The organism is Bacteroides sp. Marseille-P8574, from assembly GCF_902825465.1.
In the GTDB taxonomy this organism is placed as follows: domain Bacteria; phylum Bacteroidota; class Bacteroidia; order Bacteroidales; family Bacteroidaceae; genus Bacteroides; species Bacteroides uniformis.
The window spans coordinates 909,738-925,936 of sequence record NZ_CADEBE010000001.1 but is presented as its reverse complement, the minus strand read 5'-3'; the positions used below and the strand labels follow the sequence as shown (position 1 = coordinate 925,936).

The following is a 16,199-nucleotide window of genomic DNA, read 5'->3' as shown; positions in this document are numbered from 1 at the left end:
ACTTTTTGATATTTAATGTTTTTATTTAAAACAAATAGAGGCTGCATCCAGTTCGGGAACAGCCTCTATTTTCTATTTAGTAATTAAGGAATTACTCTGTAACTTCAGCGCCCCAGTTTTCTTTGGAAAGACGCTTGTAGCTGTTGTAGCGCCATTTAGCGTTTTCTTCGGCGGCCTTGAACAGCTCTTCGGCTTCCTGCGGATATTGCTTCATTACGGATGCGTAACGAACTTCACCCTTCAGGAAGTCTTGGAATCCGCTCCAATCCGGTTCCTTGCTATCCAGCGTGAACGGATTCTTGCCTTCGGCTTCCAAAGCCGGGTTGTAACGCCACAAGTGCCAGTAACCGCACTTAACGGCCTTTTCCTCTTCTGCCTGGCTCTTGCCCATGCCTGCCTTCAGACCGTGATTGATACACGGAGCGTAAGCGATGATGAGTGACGGGCCGGGATATGCTTCTGCCTCGCGGATAGCCTTCAAGGTTTGAGCCTGGTCGGCACCCATAGCGATTTGAGCAACATATACATAACCGTAAGTAGTAGCCATCAGACCGAGGTCTTTCTTACGTACGCGTTTACCGGCAGCGGCAAACTTGGCGATGGCGCCTACCGGAGTAGCCTTGGAAGACTGACCACCTGTATTGGAGTAAACCTCAGTATCCAGTACGAGGATGTTGACGTCCTTACCGCTTGCAATTACATGGTCGAGACCACCGTAACCGATGTCGTAAGAGGCACCGTCACCACCGATAATCCACTGGCTGCGTTTAACCAGGTATTGAGACAGACCGGCGATAGTCTTGCAGCTGTCGCATTTGTCTTTGGCTGCTTCTACCATCGGGATGATCTTTTCGGCCAGTTCCTTGGTCTTGTCTGCATCGTACATGTTTTCAATCCAAGCCTGGAATACTTCTTTGTATTCAGCCGGAGTTCCTTCTGCTGCGATGGCATCTTCCATAGCCTTCACGATACGTGCGCGCATCTTTTCGTTGGCAAGCTCCATACCCAAACCGAATTCGCAGAAGTCCTCGAACAATGAGTTTGCCCAAGCAGGACCGTGACCCTTTTCGTTCTTAGTATAAGGAGTAGAAGGTACTGAACCGGAGTAGATGGAAGAACATCCTGTTGCGTTGGCTACCATTTCGCGGTCACCGAACAACTGGGAAATCAGTTTAACGTACGGAGTTTCACCACAACCGGAGCAAGCGCCTGAGAACTCGAACAACGGAGTAGCGAACTGGGAGTTCTTCACGTTGGCCTTGATGTCAACCAAGTGTTGTTTGCTTTTCACGTTTTCAGCACAGTAGGTCCAGTTAGCAGCTTCCGGCAATTGGCTTTCGAGGTGTTTCATAGTCAGAGCCTTGCCACCCTTCTTCGGGTTGCCCGGACAAACATCGGCACAGTTGCCGCAACCCAGACAGTCGAGAACGTCTACTTGAATACGGAATGTCATACCGTCGAATGCTTTACCTACAGCCTTCAGTTGAGTGAAGTTGGCACCCTTCTGCTCTTCAGCATCGAGTACGAACGGACGGATGGAAGCGTGAGGACAAACGTATGCACACTTGTTACACTGGATACAGTTTTCAGCGTTCCATTCGGGAACGAATGCAGCTACACCACGTTTCTCATATTTGGCAGTACCTTGTTCCCAAGTACCGTCTTCAATACCCTTGAATGCAGATACCGGCAATAAGTCACCGTCTTGTGCGTTGATAGGACGAACCACTTCGTTGATGAATGCAGGATCGTTGTTTTCAGCCTTGGCGTCGTCTGCCAAATTGGCCCAAGCCGGGTCAACGGTCAGTTGCTTGTATTCGCCGCCACGGTCAACTGCTGCGTAGTTCTTGTTGACAACGTCTTCACCCTTCTTGCCGTAAGACTTAACGATGAACTTCTTCATCTGTTCTACAGCCAGGTCAACCGGAATAACGCCGGTGATACGGAAGAATGCGGATTGCAGGATGGTGTTGGTACGGTTGCCCAAACCGATTTCTTGTGCAATCTGAGTAGCGTTGATATAGTAAACAGTGATATTGTTCTGTGCAAAGTACTTCTTCACCTTGTTAGGCAGGTTCTTGGCCAGCTCTTCGCCTTCCCAGATGGTGTTCAGCAAGAAAGAACCGTTCTTACGCAAGCCGCGGGTTACGTCGTACATGTGCAGGTAAGCCTGAACGTGGCAAGCCACGAAGTTAGGCGTGTTTACCAGGTATGTAGAGCGGATAGGAGTATCACCGAAACGCAGGTGTGAGCAGGTGAAACCGCCTGATTTCTTGGAGTCGTAAGAGAAATAAGCCTGGCAGTGCTTGTCGGTATTGTCACCGATAATCTTCACAGAGTTCTTGTTGGCACCTACTGTACCGTCAGCGCCCAAACCGTAGAATTTGGCTTCGAACATGCCTTCGCCGCCCAATGCGATTTCTTCTTCCTGGGGCAGAGAAGTGAAGGTAACGTCATCTACGATACCGATAGTGAAGTGGTTCTTCGGCATCGGCATAGCCAGGTTCTTGTAAACGGCGAGGATTTGCGCGGGAGTAGTGTCCTTGGATCCCAAACCGTAACGGCCGCCTACGATAACCGGAGCATTCTCTGCACCGTAGAAGCAGTCTTTTACGTCGAGGTACAACGGTTCGCCGTTAGCACCCGGTTCTTTCGTACGGTCCAGTACGGCAATCTTCTTGGCTGTCTTGGGAACGGCGGCAAGGAAGTGCTTGGCAGAGAACGGACGATACAAGTGGACGGCAACCAAACCTACCTTTTCGCCATTGGCAACGAGGTGGTCGATAGCTTCGCGGGCAGCTTCTGTTACAGAACCCATGGCGATGATAACGCGTTCTGCATCTTCTGCACCATAGTAATCGAACAAACCGTACTTGCGGCCTGTGATTTTGGAAATCTCGTTCATGTATTCCTCAACGATAGCCGGAACTGCTTCATAGTAGTTGTTGCAAGATTCACGGTGTTGGAAGAAGTGGTCAGGATTTTCGGCCATACCACGGGCAACCGGGTTCATCGGGTTCAATGCACGTGCGCGGAATTCAGCCAAAGCTTCCTGGTCGATAAGCGGAGCGAGGTCTTCGTTCTCCAGCATTTCAATCTTCTGGATTTCGTGAGAAGTACGGAAACCGTCGAAGAAGTTGACAAACGGAACACGGCTCTTGATAGTAGCCAAGTGAGCTACACCGGCCAAGTCCATAACTTCCTGTACAGAGCCTTCGGCCAACATGGCAAAACCGGTCTGACGGGTAGACATTACGTCCTGGTGGTCACCGAAGATACACAGTGCATGGCTTGCCAATGTACGTGCTGATACGTGGAATACACAAGGCAGGAATTCACCGGCAATCTTGTACATGTTAGGGATCATCAGCAACAGACCTTGTGAAGCTGTGTAAGTGGTAGTCAGCGCACCAGCTTGCAGAGAGCCGTGAACGGCACCTGCAGCACCGCCTTCTGACTGCATTTCCTGTACCAATACTGTTTCGCCGAAGATGTTCTTGCGACCTGCGGCAGCCCATTCGTCTACGTATTCAGCCATCGTAGAAGAGGGGGTGATGGGGTAGATGGCAGCTACTTCGGAGAACATATACGAGATATGTGCAGCAGCCTGGTTACCATCACAAGTAATGAATTTCTTCTGTTTAGTCATAACTAAATTGAATTATTTATTTAAGTGAAAAAATCTCTCTCTTAATACAAGAAACCGAATAACCAGAGAGGTATTTGGTTGCCTCGGCCTATTTCCGCCTTATGCAGTACATAAGTAACTCCCGGATTATTCTTTATCTTTGTTCCTTCCGGACAAATCTTGAAAGGCATCACCTCATCTACCATGAATGAGATGTTCTTGTCGCCCTTGTTCACTTTGTGGTCCTTCCACATTGTGTTGGCAAAGAAAGTGTCCAATACGTCTTGTTCTTCCACCTTGACGGGATAGATGGAATACATCAGATTTGAATTGTGCATCATTATCTTCGACGGCTTCTTGGGGAATTCTTCTCCCTTAGGATAGACCATATTGATGAGCCGTGCGTCTGCCAGATACTTGATGTAATTCATTACTGTGGCGCGGGAGGTCTGTATGTCGTTTGCCAGTTGGCTGACATTCGGCGCTTTCGGCCCGTCCACGGCCAACAAATATAGTAATTTCTTTATCTTCGAAAGGTATTTCAGCTCAATTTGTTTGATAAGCAGGATGTCTACTTCCACCATCATGTTCATCGTCTTGAGCAGATTCTCCGAAAAGTTACGCTTTTCAAGGAAGAATGGGTAGAAGCCGTGGTGCATATAGTCTTGCATGTAGTCCAATGGACGTACTTTGGAGAGGATGCCTTTGGCTATCTGTTCGTGGTTGCTCAGAATTTCTTCCAGCGGATAGGCATGGAACTTCATGCCCGTCTGCAAGTTCAGGTATTCGCGAAAGGAGAAGCCGCGCAGGTTGTAGCTTTTCACAATGTCGCGCAACTCCAGATTCTCTTCTTTCAGGCGCATTACGGAGGAACCGGTGAATACGATTTTCAAGTTGGGGAAACGGTCGTAGCATATGCGCAGCTCCTTGCTCCACTCCGGGTATTTGAATACTTGGTCTATCAACAGCACTTTTCCTCCGCGGCGCTGGAATTCGGCGGCGAACTCCACGATGCCATGTCCGGAGAAGTAGAAGTTGTTCATGTTGATGAAGAGGCAGGAGCGGTCTGTGCCGAATTTCTCTTTGGCATATTGCAGCAAGAAAGTAGTCTTACCTACGCCTCTTGTGCCTTTGATACCGATAAGACGGTCATTCCAGTCTATTTCGTCCATTAGGTCGCGGCGTACGGGGGCATTGGTATGCTCTACGAGATAAGCGTGTGTACGGTAAAATGCTTCCATGCTTTAAATTCGGTTTATCGGGCGACAAATATACGGCTTTTTTATAGATTTGCAAAGTAGAGATGGCAAAATATTATATAACTTTGCACTCTCATACAAAACGTGAGTAATTGGTTAACATTTGAAAGATGAAACTTTATGTGTTCAATCCTGATGCAGATATGGCATTGGGAAATAATGAAGAAAATTATATGGCGCCCGCTACCATCCGCCGTATGGCTGAAGACCTGGCTTTGTTACCGATTTGGTATGCCCGGCCGGGTAGTGGGGTACTGGCCCCTTCCGCCTATAATGCAGATTATCTGAAACAGATGCAACAGTTGTTCCGGCTGGATGTACATTTGGTGACAGAGCCGGAGCTGCCCGATTATGCTGATGTGCGGGTAATGCCTTGGGGATGGAATCCCGCTATCCGTAAACGGATGTTGAAAGGCGGTGTTCTGGAAAGGAATCTTCCTACGCCGGATGCTTTGGATAAATATCGTATGAAGGCTGCCCGTAGTAACGCTTTGGCTTTTCGTGCACTTTTCTATTCCAATAAAATAGATTATACTTGTGGTGACGGTTGTTGCTTGGTGGAGGCTGATGGTGGAACTACGGCTATCTCTCTGGATATTATTGGTCGTTACAAAGAGGGATGTGTGTTTAAATCACTTTGGTCGGGAAGTGGGAAGGGATTGTGTTGGTGCCGTCATGGCTTTACGAAAAATGTTTCCGATTGGTGTAGTAGGGCGCTGAAAGAAAATGGAGGTTTTGTGATGGAGCCTATATTTGATAAGGTGGAAGATTTTGCCATGGAATTTTATTCGGATGGCCGGGGAAAGCTTCTTTTTGTCGGCTATTCCCGTTTTGTTACGGATGACAAGGGGGCTTATCGTGGTAATATCCTTACTTCAGATGGGCAAGTGGAGGAATGGATTCAGCAATATGTGCCCTTTGAAGCATTTGTGCGCATACGCAATATGATGCAGAAGGCATTGGAAACGGGTTATGCTACATCTTATACGGGTTTTTTGGGTGTGGACATGATGGTCTGCCGTCAGAAGGAAGGGCATCCGTATGCCATCAACCCCCATGTCGAAATAAATCTACGGATGAATATGGGAATCGTTTCCCATGTGCTTAGTGATCATTTCATTGTCCCCGGTGGGGAGGGACGTTTCTCCATCGATTGCTTTCCGACCCATGAAGCTTTGATGGAGCGGCATGAGCAGGATGCGCAAAGTTATCCGCTGGTGGTGAAGGACGGCAGGGTTGTTTCCGGCTATCTGCCTCTGGTTCCGGTCACTCCGAAGAGCCGTTACCGGGCTTTTGTCTGTGTCACTGCTGCTGAATAGCTTTGCTTTCGTTTCCGCAACGGTCTATGGCTGTCACGGCAAAATATTTTCGGGCAGTCCACGGGCGGATGGGGGCATAGGTATATTCCGTGCCTTGTACTCGTTGTGCCAGGATATTCTCCGGATTGGAGGTATCTACGGGATAGGTGTCCGAACCGTAGATTACATACATCGGAACATTCCGCTTGTCATTATCCGTGGCGGGTTGCCAGCTTAGTTTCCAATAGCCGTTTTCCGGTGTTTCCACCGTGAGTCCGGCGGGAGGTGTAGGAGCTACATTGTCTATCCACGGCATGGCGGGCTGCAGGGCCGGGGCGGTATAGAAGTCTTCTTCCAGCGCATCATAAAGCCCTTGCGTATTGTCCATCAGATACTTCACGCGGTAGTGTGCCTCGCCCGCCAGACCGTGGGCGCGGATAAAGTGTATCTGCCGTTCAATCTCGTCCAGCGTCCAGTTCCCTTCGCTGGGGTCGAGGAAGTAGATGCCCAGACCGGGAATGATTTGGCGTCCGTTACTTTGTTCCTGCCAGTCAAGGGCAAAGGGATAGAAATGATTGCCACGGAAATAGAGCATCGGATAAATCTGGTCCTGGATGCCCTCGCCCAGCCAACCCTGCACGTCCTGATAGACGGTGTGGAAGGCATTCCAGCCACGGGAAGGGTAGCGGGAAGTGTCTTTGTATTTTCCTACCGGGCAGGTGCTGACTTTTACCCAGGGTTTCATGGCTTTTACACCTTTATATATATAGCGCACTATTTCCGTCAGGTTGTCTCTGCGCCATTGGGCAAGGCTGCGTCCTTTGCTGTATTTGCGGTAGTCGTAGCTGTCGGGAAAACGGGGGGCGTTTTCCGGATAGCGCAGGTAGTCGAAGTGTACCCCGTCTACATCGTAGCGTTCCACCACTTCGCGGACAAGGCTCATCAGGTACTCTTTGGTTTGCGGATGTCCGGGATTCAAGAAGTATTCGCGTTTGTAGGGTACGCAGATGGCGCGTTTCTTTTTGGTGACGGACTCTTTACCGAGGGCGGCCACATGCTTGCGGTTGCCCAGAGGAATGGTCACCATCCAGGCATGGCACTCCATGCCGCGCTTGTGGCATTCGGCTATGGCAAAAGCCAGCGGGTCGTAGCCGGGGTCGCCGCCTACCTTTCCGGTCAGTATGGAGTTGTAGGGCTCGATGCCCGATTTGTAGAGGACATCTCCCCGTGTACGGGTCTGGAACAGTACGGTGTTGAAGTTGGCGGCTTTCAGTCTGTCCAATATTTCAATCAGTTCGGCCTGCTGCTTGCGGATGCTTTCGGGCGAAGTGGCGCGTGTCTGCGGCCAGTCCAGCCCATAGACGGCGGTTATCCAGGCGGCACGTACTTCATGTTTGGGCGGTTGTGCGGCAAGCGGCAGCAAGATGGCTATATATAGTAAAATGGAAATAATTCGTTTCATTTTTCTCTTTTCTTCTTTATTTCTATCATTTTTCTCGGCGAAGATAAGCAAAACACCCGATTATTTTGTGCTGTTTACTTGGAAACTGTTACATTTGCATAGATTAAAGATATTAACACGCCATGATTACATTTACGCTTTGCCTGCTGGCGTTGATAGCCGGCTATTTTATCTATGGACGCTTTATAGAACGCGTCTTCGGTCCCGATGACCGCAAAACACCTGCCCTTACAAGAGCCGATGGTGTGGATTACATTCCACTGCCTACTTGGAAGATTTTCATGATACAGTTTCTTAATATAGCCGGACTGGGACCTATCTTCGGCGCCATCATGGGAGCCAAGTTCGGCACGGCATCCTATCTGTGGATTGTACTTGGCAGTATCTTTGCCGGTGCAGTGCACGACTATCTTGCCGGTATGCTCTCCTTGCGGCATGACGGGGAAAGCCTGCCGGAAATCATCGGACGTTATTTGGGGTTGACCACTAAGCAGGTGATGCGTGGCTTCACCGTTGTCCTGATGATATTGGTGGGAGCTGTCTTTGTGGCAGGCCCTGCCGGACTGCTTGCCAAGCTGACCCCCGACAGCTTGGATACCACTTTCTGGATTATTGTAGTATTTGCTTATTATATTCTGGCTACCTTGTTGCCAGTAGATAAGATTATCGGCAAGATATATCCGTTGTTTGCCATAGCCTTGCTGTTTATGGCTGTCGGTATTTTGGTGATGCTCTATGTCAACCATCCCGAGTTGCCTGAAATATGGAACGGCTTGCAGAATACACATCCCAATGCGGCTTTGTTGCCTATCTTCCCTATTATGTTTGTCAGTATAGCTTGTGGTGCAATCAGTGGCTTTCATGCTACTCAAAGCCCTCTCATGGCACGCTGCATGACAAGTGAACGCCACGGACGTCCCGTCTTCTACGGAGCCATGATAACCGAAGGCATTGTAGCTTTGATTTGGGCTGCCGCCGCCACTTACTTTTTCCATCAGAATGGCATGGAAGAGACGAATGCCTCCATTATTGTAGATGCCATTACAAAAGACTGGCTGGGCGCCGTAGGTGGAGTATTGGCTATTCTGGGTGTCATTGCCGCCCCTATTACCAGTGGTGATACGGCTTTCCGTTCGGCACGTCTTATCGTGGCTGATTTCTTGGGAATGGAACAAAAATCCATGCGTAGTCGTTTATATATCTGCATACCGATGTTCCTGGTGGCCATCGGGTTGTTGCTTTACAGCCTGCGCGACAAGGATGGCTTTGATATGATTTGGCGCTATTTTGCTTGGGCCAACCAGACTTTGTCTGTTTTCACCTTGTGGGCAATTACCGTTTATCTGGTGCGTGAGAAAAAAGGGCATTATTTTTATATCACCTATTTTCCCGCATTGTTCATGACGGCTGTATGCACCACTTATATTTGCATTGCTCCCGAAGGACTCGGACTTCAGCCGCAGTATGCGCTGCCGATAGCTCTTTTGGCTGCTGTATTGGCCGGCTTCTGGTTTAATATCTGGTATTTCAAGACGACTAAAAAACTTTGGTAATGAAAAAAATAAAGAAATCTACCGGGCTTACGTTGGCCCTGCTTATTTACGTTTCTGCTACTGCCGCTTATTTCCTTCCCCGCAATACGGAAATCAGCGATACTGAGAAGTATGTCACTGTAGCTGCCTCGTATCTCATTGTATTTGTGTTGTGGCTGGTACTTCGCAAGAAGGAGGCGCTGCAACGCAAACGATTCGAAGAAGACAATAAACAACATTGATTATTCACTCAAAAAACAGAACAAGATGAAAAAACTGGCATTATTCGTTTGCTTGCTTGTTGTCACAGTGGCAGCTCAGGCACAGTTTGAAAAAGGTAAGTGGATTTTGAATCCGTCCATCACCGGTTTGGAATTCTCTCATGACACGGGAACCGACAAGACAAGTTTCGGGCTTGAAGCCAAAGGAGGTGCTTTCCTGCTCGACAATGTGGCTTTGCTGGTGCATGCCGGAGCTGCTTGGAATTCCGGAGGGTCTGACCTCGATGTCTATACGTTGGGTGTAGGCGGACGTTATTATTTCGACAAGATTGGCGTGTATCTGGGTGCCGATGTCAATGTAGACCGTTGGGACTGGGGACATGATTTGGATGATACCAAGTTCTCTTTCGGTCTGGAAGCCGGTTATGCTTTTTTCCTGACGCGTACGGTGACCATCGAACCTGCCGCTTATTGGAATATTAACGACGACCGTTCTAAATTCGGCCTGAAGGTAGGTTTCGGATTCTATTTCTAATCTCATTTTGCTACTCCTCCACAGAGTTTGTTTTTGCAAAACATCTGTCATGCTATCACGCGAGGGGGGGTATTCGCCTGACTACAAATGGCTTGTCGCGTGATAGATGGGTGTGATAGATAAATATTCTTACAAGTATCTATCACGCCCATTTTCGTTCCCATTCCGATTGTACTGCATACGTCTTTCATTGATGCTATTATCTTAGTTATCAGCTCTTTCTTACTGCAAAGTCCTGCCAACTTTTTGCAATGCCACTGCAAAGGTGTTGCAGTATCACTGCAAAAGGAATGCAGTGACTTTGCAGTGGCGATACAGTGCCGATTTAGCCGTTATCTTTCCTTTTCTCATGCCGCTATTGCATGTATTCCTTCTATAGTCTTACGAAATTAGGAGTTTTCTTTTTGATTGTGATTGCAGGAATGAGTATATTTGTATCTGATGCTATGAACTTGAAATACAAAATGCCATGAACAGAGTTTGTTTTCTCCTATTGCTTTGCTGCTTGTCATCTTGCCGAATGAATAAAACGGAACGTGTGGAAACGCTTGAAGATTCCGTAGGTACAGTAAGGATAGGCCAATGGATGGGAGAAAAAATAGTGAGCGATAGCCTCAAGATAGGGATTGCGGATGATGGTGACTGCTTGCAAAGGCAATTGCTTGCCATTCACGAAGAACTAGGAAAAAGATTGAATAATACACCATATATACACATTCAGAGGAATGTGACCGGATATGGGGTGGGGTTGCATTGCATCGATATAGATTTGATGGTGAATACTCCCGAGCGGCGGAAAGAGTTCCGGGAGAAAATAATGGACTCCCCCGTTTTCTGTTTTCATGGTGTAGAAGTCCCCGTCATCAACGAGAGAGTAGGCAGGAATCATATTCGTGGCATCCATATCCGTCCCGAATATCCGGTCTTTTCAACGAAAGCGACTCAGGCGACATTCATCCTCAGCAATCACAGCGGCGGAGATTTGACCTGCGGCGAGCATTACTACCTGACGTTCGAAGACGAAAAAGGTACCTGGCGGGAATTGCAGATAAACGCTGCCTTTTGGGACATCGCCTATGTGCTGCGGGATGGGGAGGAAAGGGTTATGAAAGCCTCCCTTTATCCGGATGTGCATCCCAACAAGCCGGGACGCTACCGTTACTTTTATGAGATAACCATCAGGAGGAAACCTGTCTTGATGATGGCTGAGTTTAGACTGACGGACAATGAGGAAGAATGGAGAACGGCGGAAAAGACATCTCTTCCTCCTTATGTCTCGGATGCAGGGAAGGGCGGGAGCCCACAATTGATAACGGAAGAGCCAATGGAAGAACCGGTCTATAAAGTAGTGGAAGTGATGCCCGAGTTTCCGGGAGGCATGAAAGCCTTGATGGATTTTATTCAAAAGAATGTCCGTTATCCGGAAGAAGCCCATAAGAATGGCATTCAGGGGAGAGTTATTGTCAGCGTGGTGATTGACGAGAATGGTCGTGTGGTGGACCCCGTTATTATGCGCAGCAGGTATCCTGCCTTGGATGAGGAAGCATTACGGATTGTAGGATTGATGCCACAATGGAAGCCGGGGATGCAGCAAGGTAAAGCCGTGAAGGTGGAATTTACTTTTCCGGTTACTTTTAAATTGGAGTAGTGGCACCCGGTAAGATTAAGCACAAAGACACGGAGGCATGGAGTTTTATTCTTTTTCCTTGAATTTAATATCTCTGTGTCTCCGTGCCTCTGTGTTCTATTTAAGGAAGAGAGGGGTGTAATTTCTCTTGCAAGAACTGCCCCGTATAGCTTGCCGCACACTTCGCCACTTCCTCCGGTGTACCGGTAGCTACGATGTTTCCTCCTTTGTCCCCTCCTTCGGGTCCCAGGTCTATCACATGGTCCGCACATTTCACCACATCCAGATTATGTTCGATGATGACAATGCTGTGCCCGCGGCGTATCAGGGCATCGAAGGCTTCGAGCAGTTTCTTGATGTCATGGAAGTGTAGTCCGGTAGTCGGTTCATCGAAGATGAACATGGTCGGGTCCGCTTTCTCCTGGCTGAGGTAGAAGGCGAGTTTCACGCGCTGGTTCTCTCCACCGGAGAGGGTGGAGGAGGCTTGCCCCAGTTTGATATATCCCAAACCTACATCCTGCAAGGGTTGCAGCTTCTTCACAATCTTTTTCTGTCCGTGTTGCGTAAAGAATTCGATGGCTTGGTTTACGGTCATCTCCAGTACGTCGTAGATATTCATGTTGTGGAACTTCACTTCCAGCGTGTCCGCCTTGAAGCGTTTGCCGTGGCAGGATTCGCATTCCAGTACAAGGTCTGCCATGAATTGCATCTCCACAGTGATGGTGCCTTCACCCTTGCACTCCTCGCAACGGCCACCTTCGCTGTTGAAGCTGAAGTATCCGGCACTGTATCCCATCTGCTTGGCAAGTGGCTGGTCTGCCCATAGTTTACGGATTTCGTCGTAGGCCTTGATGTAGGTCACGGGATTGCTTCGCGATGACTTCCCGATAGGATTCTGGTCTACAAACTCTACATTGCGCAGGTTCTGCAAATCTCCTCCGATGGAGGTGAACTCGCCCGGGCGTTCGCTGCATTCGTCCAGCTCGCGTTTCAGGGCGCGGTAGAAGATGTCGCGCACCAGCGTACTCTTGCCCGAACCGCTGACACCGGTCACCACGGTCATTACATTCAGCGGGAAGCGTGCCTCCACACCTTTCAGGTTGTTTTCGCGGGCCCCCTTTATTTCTATATAGTTGTTCCACGGGCGACGGTGTTCCGGCAGTAGGATTGTCTCTTCCCCCAGCAGATAGCGCACGGTATAACTGTCACTGTTTTTCTGAAGGTCTTTCATGTCTCCCTGATAGACCACCTCTCCTCCCAAGCGGCCTGCCCGGGGACCGATGTCGATGATATAGTCGGCAGCACGGATAATCTCTTCATCGTGTTCCACTACCACTACCGTATTGCCCAACTGTTGCAGCTGGCGGAGCACGTGTATCAGTTTGTCCGTATCGCGGCTATGCAGGCCGATACTCGGTTCGTCAAGAATATACAGGCTGCCCACCAGACTACTTCCCAGCGAGGTGGCTAGGTTGATTCGCTGGCTTTCACCGCCGGAGAGCGAGTTGCTGAGGCGGTTCAGCGTGAGGTATCCCAAACCGACATCCAATAGGAACTGGATGCGGCTGTTGATTTCTGTCAGGATGCGGCGGGCTATGTCGGCGTCATGTGGGTCTAGCTGCAGGTTGTCGAAGAAGAGCTTCAACTCAGTGATGGGCAAATCTACCAGTTCGGAGATGTTGCGTCCTCCCACGCGTACGTAGTTTGCTTCGGGTTTCAGGCGGGTGCCGTGACATTTGGGGCAGAGCGTCTTTCCGCGGTAGCGTGCCAGCATCACACGGTATTGTATCTTGTACTGGTTTTCCTGCACCATCTTGAAGAAGGCGTTGATGCCCTCAAAGTAGGGTGTCCCTTCCCACAGCATCCGGCGTTGCTCGTCGGTCAGTTCATAATAGGGAGTGAAGATGGGGAAGTCGGCTTTCTCGGCTCCGTGTATCACCATATCCCTCCATTCGCCCATCTTTTCGCCCCGCCAGCATACTACAGCGCCGTCATAGACGGACAAGGAGCGGTCGGGTATCACGAGATGCTCGTCGATGCCGATGACTTTCCCGAATCCCTCGCATACGGGGCATGCGCCGATGGGAGAGTTGAAGGAGAACATCTGGTCGTTCGGTTCTTCGAAGGTGATGCCGTCTGCTTCGAACTTGGTGCTGAAACGATAGAGGCAGGTACTCCCGTCAGGCTGGTAGAAACGCAGTAGGCAGGCACCGTCTCCTTCGTACATGGCTGTTTCGGCCGAGTCGGTGAGGCGGCTGACGGAATCCTTTTCTGAAGAGGCTGTCATACGGTCAATCAACAGAAAAACTGTGTCTCCGGCTTTCGGCTTGTATTCGTCGATGCGCATCATTTCACCATTCACTTCCAGACGGGTGAAACCTTGCTTCATGTCTATCTCCAGTTGTTGTTGCAGCGTGCGGTCTTCGCGCAGCAATATCGGGGCGAGTACGGTATATCTGGTTCCTTCCGGATATTCCAGCATGCACTTCACGATGTCTTCCGCCGAGTGCTTCTTCACTTCCAGTCCGCTGACCGGGCTGAAGGTTTTCCCTACGCGTGCGTAGAGCAACCGCAGATATTCGTATATTTCGGTGGAGGTGCCAACGGTGGACCGCGGATTGCGGCTGCTTACTTTCTGCTCAATGGCAATGGCAGGTGGAATCCCTTTGATGAAATCGCATTCAGGCTTGCTCATACGTCCCAGAAACTGGCGGGCATAACTGCTCAAGCTCTCCACGTAGCGGCGTTGCCCTTCGGCATATAATGTATCGAAAGCAAGTGAGGATTTTCCGGAACCGGACAGTCCGGTGATGACTACGAGTTTGTTACGGGGAATCTCTACGTCAATGTTCTTGAGGTTATTGACACGGGCCCCTTTTATGATAATCGATGTATTTTCTGCCATATCTGTAGGTTGGTTCGGTGGTTTACAGAATGCAAAGATAATGTTTGCTATCCGAATTGTAACAATCAGGCAAGGCAAAAGTGGATTTATTGGGGAGGAAAGATACCCTTGGTTAAGATTTGTTATACTTTCCGCTTTTTACCGGTATACTTAGGACAAAAGAATTAATTTCGCTTTTTTAATAAAAGCTATTGACCGGAATATGAGAATAAAATCCATTTTATGCCTATGTCTTTTGTCACTGATGGTGGCAGGAGGGGCATTTGCGCAAGTGCAGACCGGGTCTGCCTATCCTAAACGTGAATTTCGTGCAGCATGGATACAGTCAGTAAACGGACAGTTCCGTGGAATGCCGACCGAAAAGCTAAAGCAGAATCTGATCGGGCAGTTGAATTCCTTGCAGAAGGCAGGAATCAACGCCATAATTTTCCAGGTACGTCCCGAAGCGGATGCTCTGTATGCTCCCAGACTGGAACCGTGGAGTCGTTTCCTTACCGGAGTGCAGGGTAAAGCGCCCGAACCTTATTGGGACCCTATGCAGTTTATGATTGATGAATGCCATAAACGTGGCATGGAGTTTCATGCATGGATTAATCCGTATCGCACGAAGACGACCTTGAAGAGTGAGTTGGCTCCCAATCATGTGTACAATATCCATCCGGAATGGTTTGTCACTTATGGCGACCAGTTGTATTTTGACCCGGCACTGCCTGAGAGCCGCCGACACATCTGCATGGTGGTGAGCGACATTGTTTCCCGTTATGATGTGGATGCTATCCATATGGACGATTACTTTTATCCTTATCCCATTAAGGGAAAGGATTTCCCCGACGATGCAAGTTTTGCACGTTTTGGTGGAGGATTCAGCAATAAAGGAGACTGGCGCCGGAGCAACGTGAATGTGCTGATTAAAAAACTGCATGAAACTATCCGTGAAATCAAGCCGTGGGTGAAGTTCGGGATTTCTCCGTTTGGTATTTACCGGAACGAAAGCAGTGACCCGCTTGGCAGTAAGACCAAAGGCCTGCAAAACTACGATGACCTTTATGCGGATGTACTGCTATGGGCCCGTGAAGGTTGGATAGACTATAATATTCCGCAGATTTATTGGCATATAGGACATCCGGTTGCCGACTATGAGACACTGGTGAAGTGGTGGGCTAGGAATACGGAAAACCGTCCCTTGTTTATCGGTCAGTCCGTAATGAATACAGTGCAGAATGCTGACCCCAAGAACCCCTCAATAAATCAGCTTCCCCGCAAGATGGCCTTGCAGCGAGCTTATCAAACCATCGGTGGCAGTTGCCAGTGGCCCGCCAGTGCAGTGATTGAGAATGCGGGCAAGTATCGCGATGCTTTGATTGCCGAATATCATAAATATCCGGCATTGCCTCCCGTTTTCGATTTTATGGATAACGAAGCTCCAGGAAAGGTGCGTAAGATGAAACCGATATGGACGGAAGACGGATATATTCTTTTTTGGACAGCACCCAAGTATAAAGAGGAGATGAATCGTGCTGTCCAGTATGTAGTTTATCGTTTTGATGCCAAAGAGAAAGTGAATATAGACGATCCTTCCCATATTGTAGCCATCACGCGTGATAATTTCTATAAACTTCCTTATGAAGACGGAAAGACAAAGTACCGCTATGTGGTGACAGCCTTGGACCGTCTGCATAATGAATCGAAATCCGTTGGAAAGAAGATTAAACTTTAAAAAGAAAATTAAGGA

Annotated in this window: 10 protein-coding genes; 6 read left to right on the top strand and 4 right to left on the bottom strand. The window is 48.9% G+C overall.

The features are described 5' to 3' along the window. Positions 1–91: 91 nt before the first annotated feature. Both nifJ and HUX74_RS03990 read right to left on the bottom strand, forming a co-directional pair. Positions 92–3,649 carry a pyruvate:ferredoxin (flavodoxin) oxidoreductase gene (gene nifJ / locus HUX74_RS03995; RefSeq protein ID WP_117601443.1) on the bottom strand — a complete coding sequence of 1,186 codons (3,558 nt, stop codon included), beginning with the start codon at positions 3,647–3,649 and terminating at the stop codon, positions 92–94. Between the two features lie 41 nt (positions 3,650–3,690). After that, the gene (locus HUX74_RS03990) at positions 3,691–4,869 is read right to left on the bottom strand and encodes an ATP-binding protein (protein WP_117965112.1); all 1,179 of its coding nucleotides are present in this window, start codon (positions 4,867–4,869) and stop codon (positions 3,691–3,693) included. Positions 4,870–4,997: 128 nt separating this feature from the next. Between HUX74_RS03990 and HUX74_RS03985 the strand changes: the two genes are divergently transcribed. After that, positions 4,998–6,206 (top strand): hypothetical protein, encoded by a 1,209-nt coding sequence (locus HUX74_RS03985; RefSeq protein WP_117601445.1) that lies wholly within the window; start codon positions 4,998–5,000, stop codon positions 6,204–6,206. On the opposite strand, the gene HUX74_RS03980 is transcribed toward HUX74_RS03985, so the two are convergent. Further along, positions 6,190–7,647, bottom strand: a complete 1,458-nt coding sequence (locus HUX74_RS03980) for a glycoside hydrolase family 10 protein (RefSeq protein WP_254592826.1) — start codon at positions 7,645–7,647, stop codon at positions 6,190–6,192. The genes HUX74_RS03985 and HUX74_RS03980 overlap by 17 nt on opposite strands. A 122-nt stretch (positions 7,648–7,769) precedes the next feature. Between HUX74_RS03980 and HUX74_RS03975 the strand changes: the two genes are divergently transcribed. The 4 genes from HUX74_RS03975 (at position 7,770) to HUX74_RS03960 (ending at position 11,583) form a co-directional block, all read left to right on the top strand. Further along, positions 7,770–9,200, top strand: coding sequence for a carbon starvation protein A (locus HUX74_RS03975; RefSeq protein WP_117601447.1), 1,431 nt, complete (start codon positions 7,770–7,772; stop codon positions 9,198–9,200). Then, positions 9,200–9,421, top strand: coding sequence for a hypothetical protein (locus HUX74_RS03970; protein ID WP_005826297.1), 222 nt, complete (start codon positions 9,200–9,202; stop codon positions 9,419–9,421). The genes HUX74_RS03975 and HUX74_RS03970 overlap by 1 nt, the downstream gene beginning before the upstream one ends. Positions 9,422–9,446: 25 nt before the next feature. Continuing rightward, a complete protein-coding gene (locus HUX74_RS03965) occupies positions 9,447–9,935 on the top strand; it encodes an outer membrane beta-barrel protein (RefSeq protein ID WP_117601448.1) in 489 nt (162 codons plus the stop codon). Between the two features lie 469 nt (positions 9,936–10,404). Further along, a complete protein-coding gene (locus HUX74_RS03960; RefSeq protein ID WP_119961627.1) occupies positions 10,405–11,583 on the top strand; it encodes an energy transducer TonB in 1,179 nt (392 codons plus the stop codon). Positions 11,584–11,683: 100 nt separating this feature from the next. Here the strand turns inward: HUX74_RS03960 and uvrA are convergent, their stop codons facing one another. Continuing rightward, complete coding sequence (gene uvrA, locus HUX74_RS03955) at positions 11,684–14,467, bottom strand: excinuclease ABC subunit UvrA (protein WP_174646241.1); 2,784 nt, start codon at positions 14,465–14,467, stop codon at positions 11,684–11,686. Between the two features lie 202 nt (positions 14,468–14,669). Between uvrA and HUX74_RS03950 the strand changes: the two genes are divergently transcribed. Next, a complete protein-coding gene (locus HUX74_RS03950) occupies positions 14,670–16,184 on the top strand; it encodes a glycoside hydrolase family 10 protein (RefSeq protein ID WP_174646240.1) in 1,515 nt (504 codons plus the stop codon). Positions 16,185–16,199 lie beyond the last annotated feature (15 nt).

Excerpts from the sequence above, each read along its gene's own strand:
- HUX74_RS03975 (WP_117601447.1), top strand. The coding sequence starts at position 7,770 with ATGATTACATTTACGCTTTGCCTGCTGGCGTTGATAGCCGGCTATTTT.
- uvrA (WP_174646241.1), bottom strand. The coding sequence starts at position 14,467 with ATGGCAGAAAATACATCGATTATCATAAAAGGGGCCCGTGTCAATAAC.
- HUX74_RS03960 (WP_119961627.1), top strand. The coding sequence starts at position 10,405 with ATGAACAGAGTTTGTTTTCTCCTATTGCTTTGCTGCTTGTCATCTTGC.
- HUX74_RS03970 (WP_005826297.1), top strand. The coding sequence starts at position 9,200 with ATGAAAAAAATAAAGAAATCTACCGGGCTTACGTTGGCCCTGCTTATT.
- HUX74_RS03990 (WP_117965112.1), bottom strand. The coding sequence starts at position 4,869 with ATGGAAGCATTTTACCGTACACACGCTTATCTCGTAGAGCATACCAAT.
- HUX74_RS03965 (WP_117601448.1), top strand. The coding sequence starts at position 9,447 with ATGAAAAAACTGGCATTATTCGTTTGCTTGCTTGTTGTCACAGTGGCA.
- HUX74_RS03980 (WP_254592826.1), bottom strand. The coding sequence starts at position 7,647 with ATGAAACGAATTATTTCCATTTTACTATATATAGCCATCTTGCTGCCG.
- HUX74_RS03950 (WP_174646240.1), top strand. The coding sequence starts at position 14,670 with ATGAGAATAAAATCCATTTTATGCCTATGTCTTTTGTCACTGATGGTG.
- nifJ (WP_117601443.1), bottom strand. The coding sequence starts at position 3,649 with ATGACTAAACAGAAGAAATTCATTACTTGTGATGGTAACCAGGCTGCT.
- HUX74_RS03985 (WP_117601445.1), top strand. The coding sequence starts at position 4,998 with ATGAAACTTTATGTGTTCAATCCTGATGCAGATATGGCATTGGGAAAT.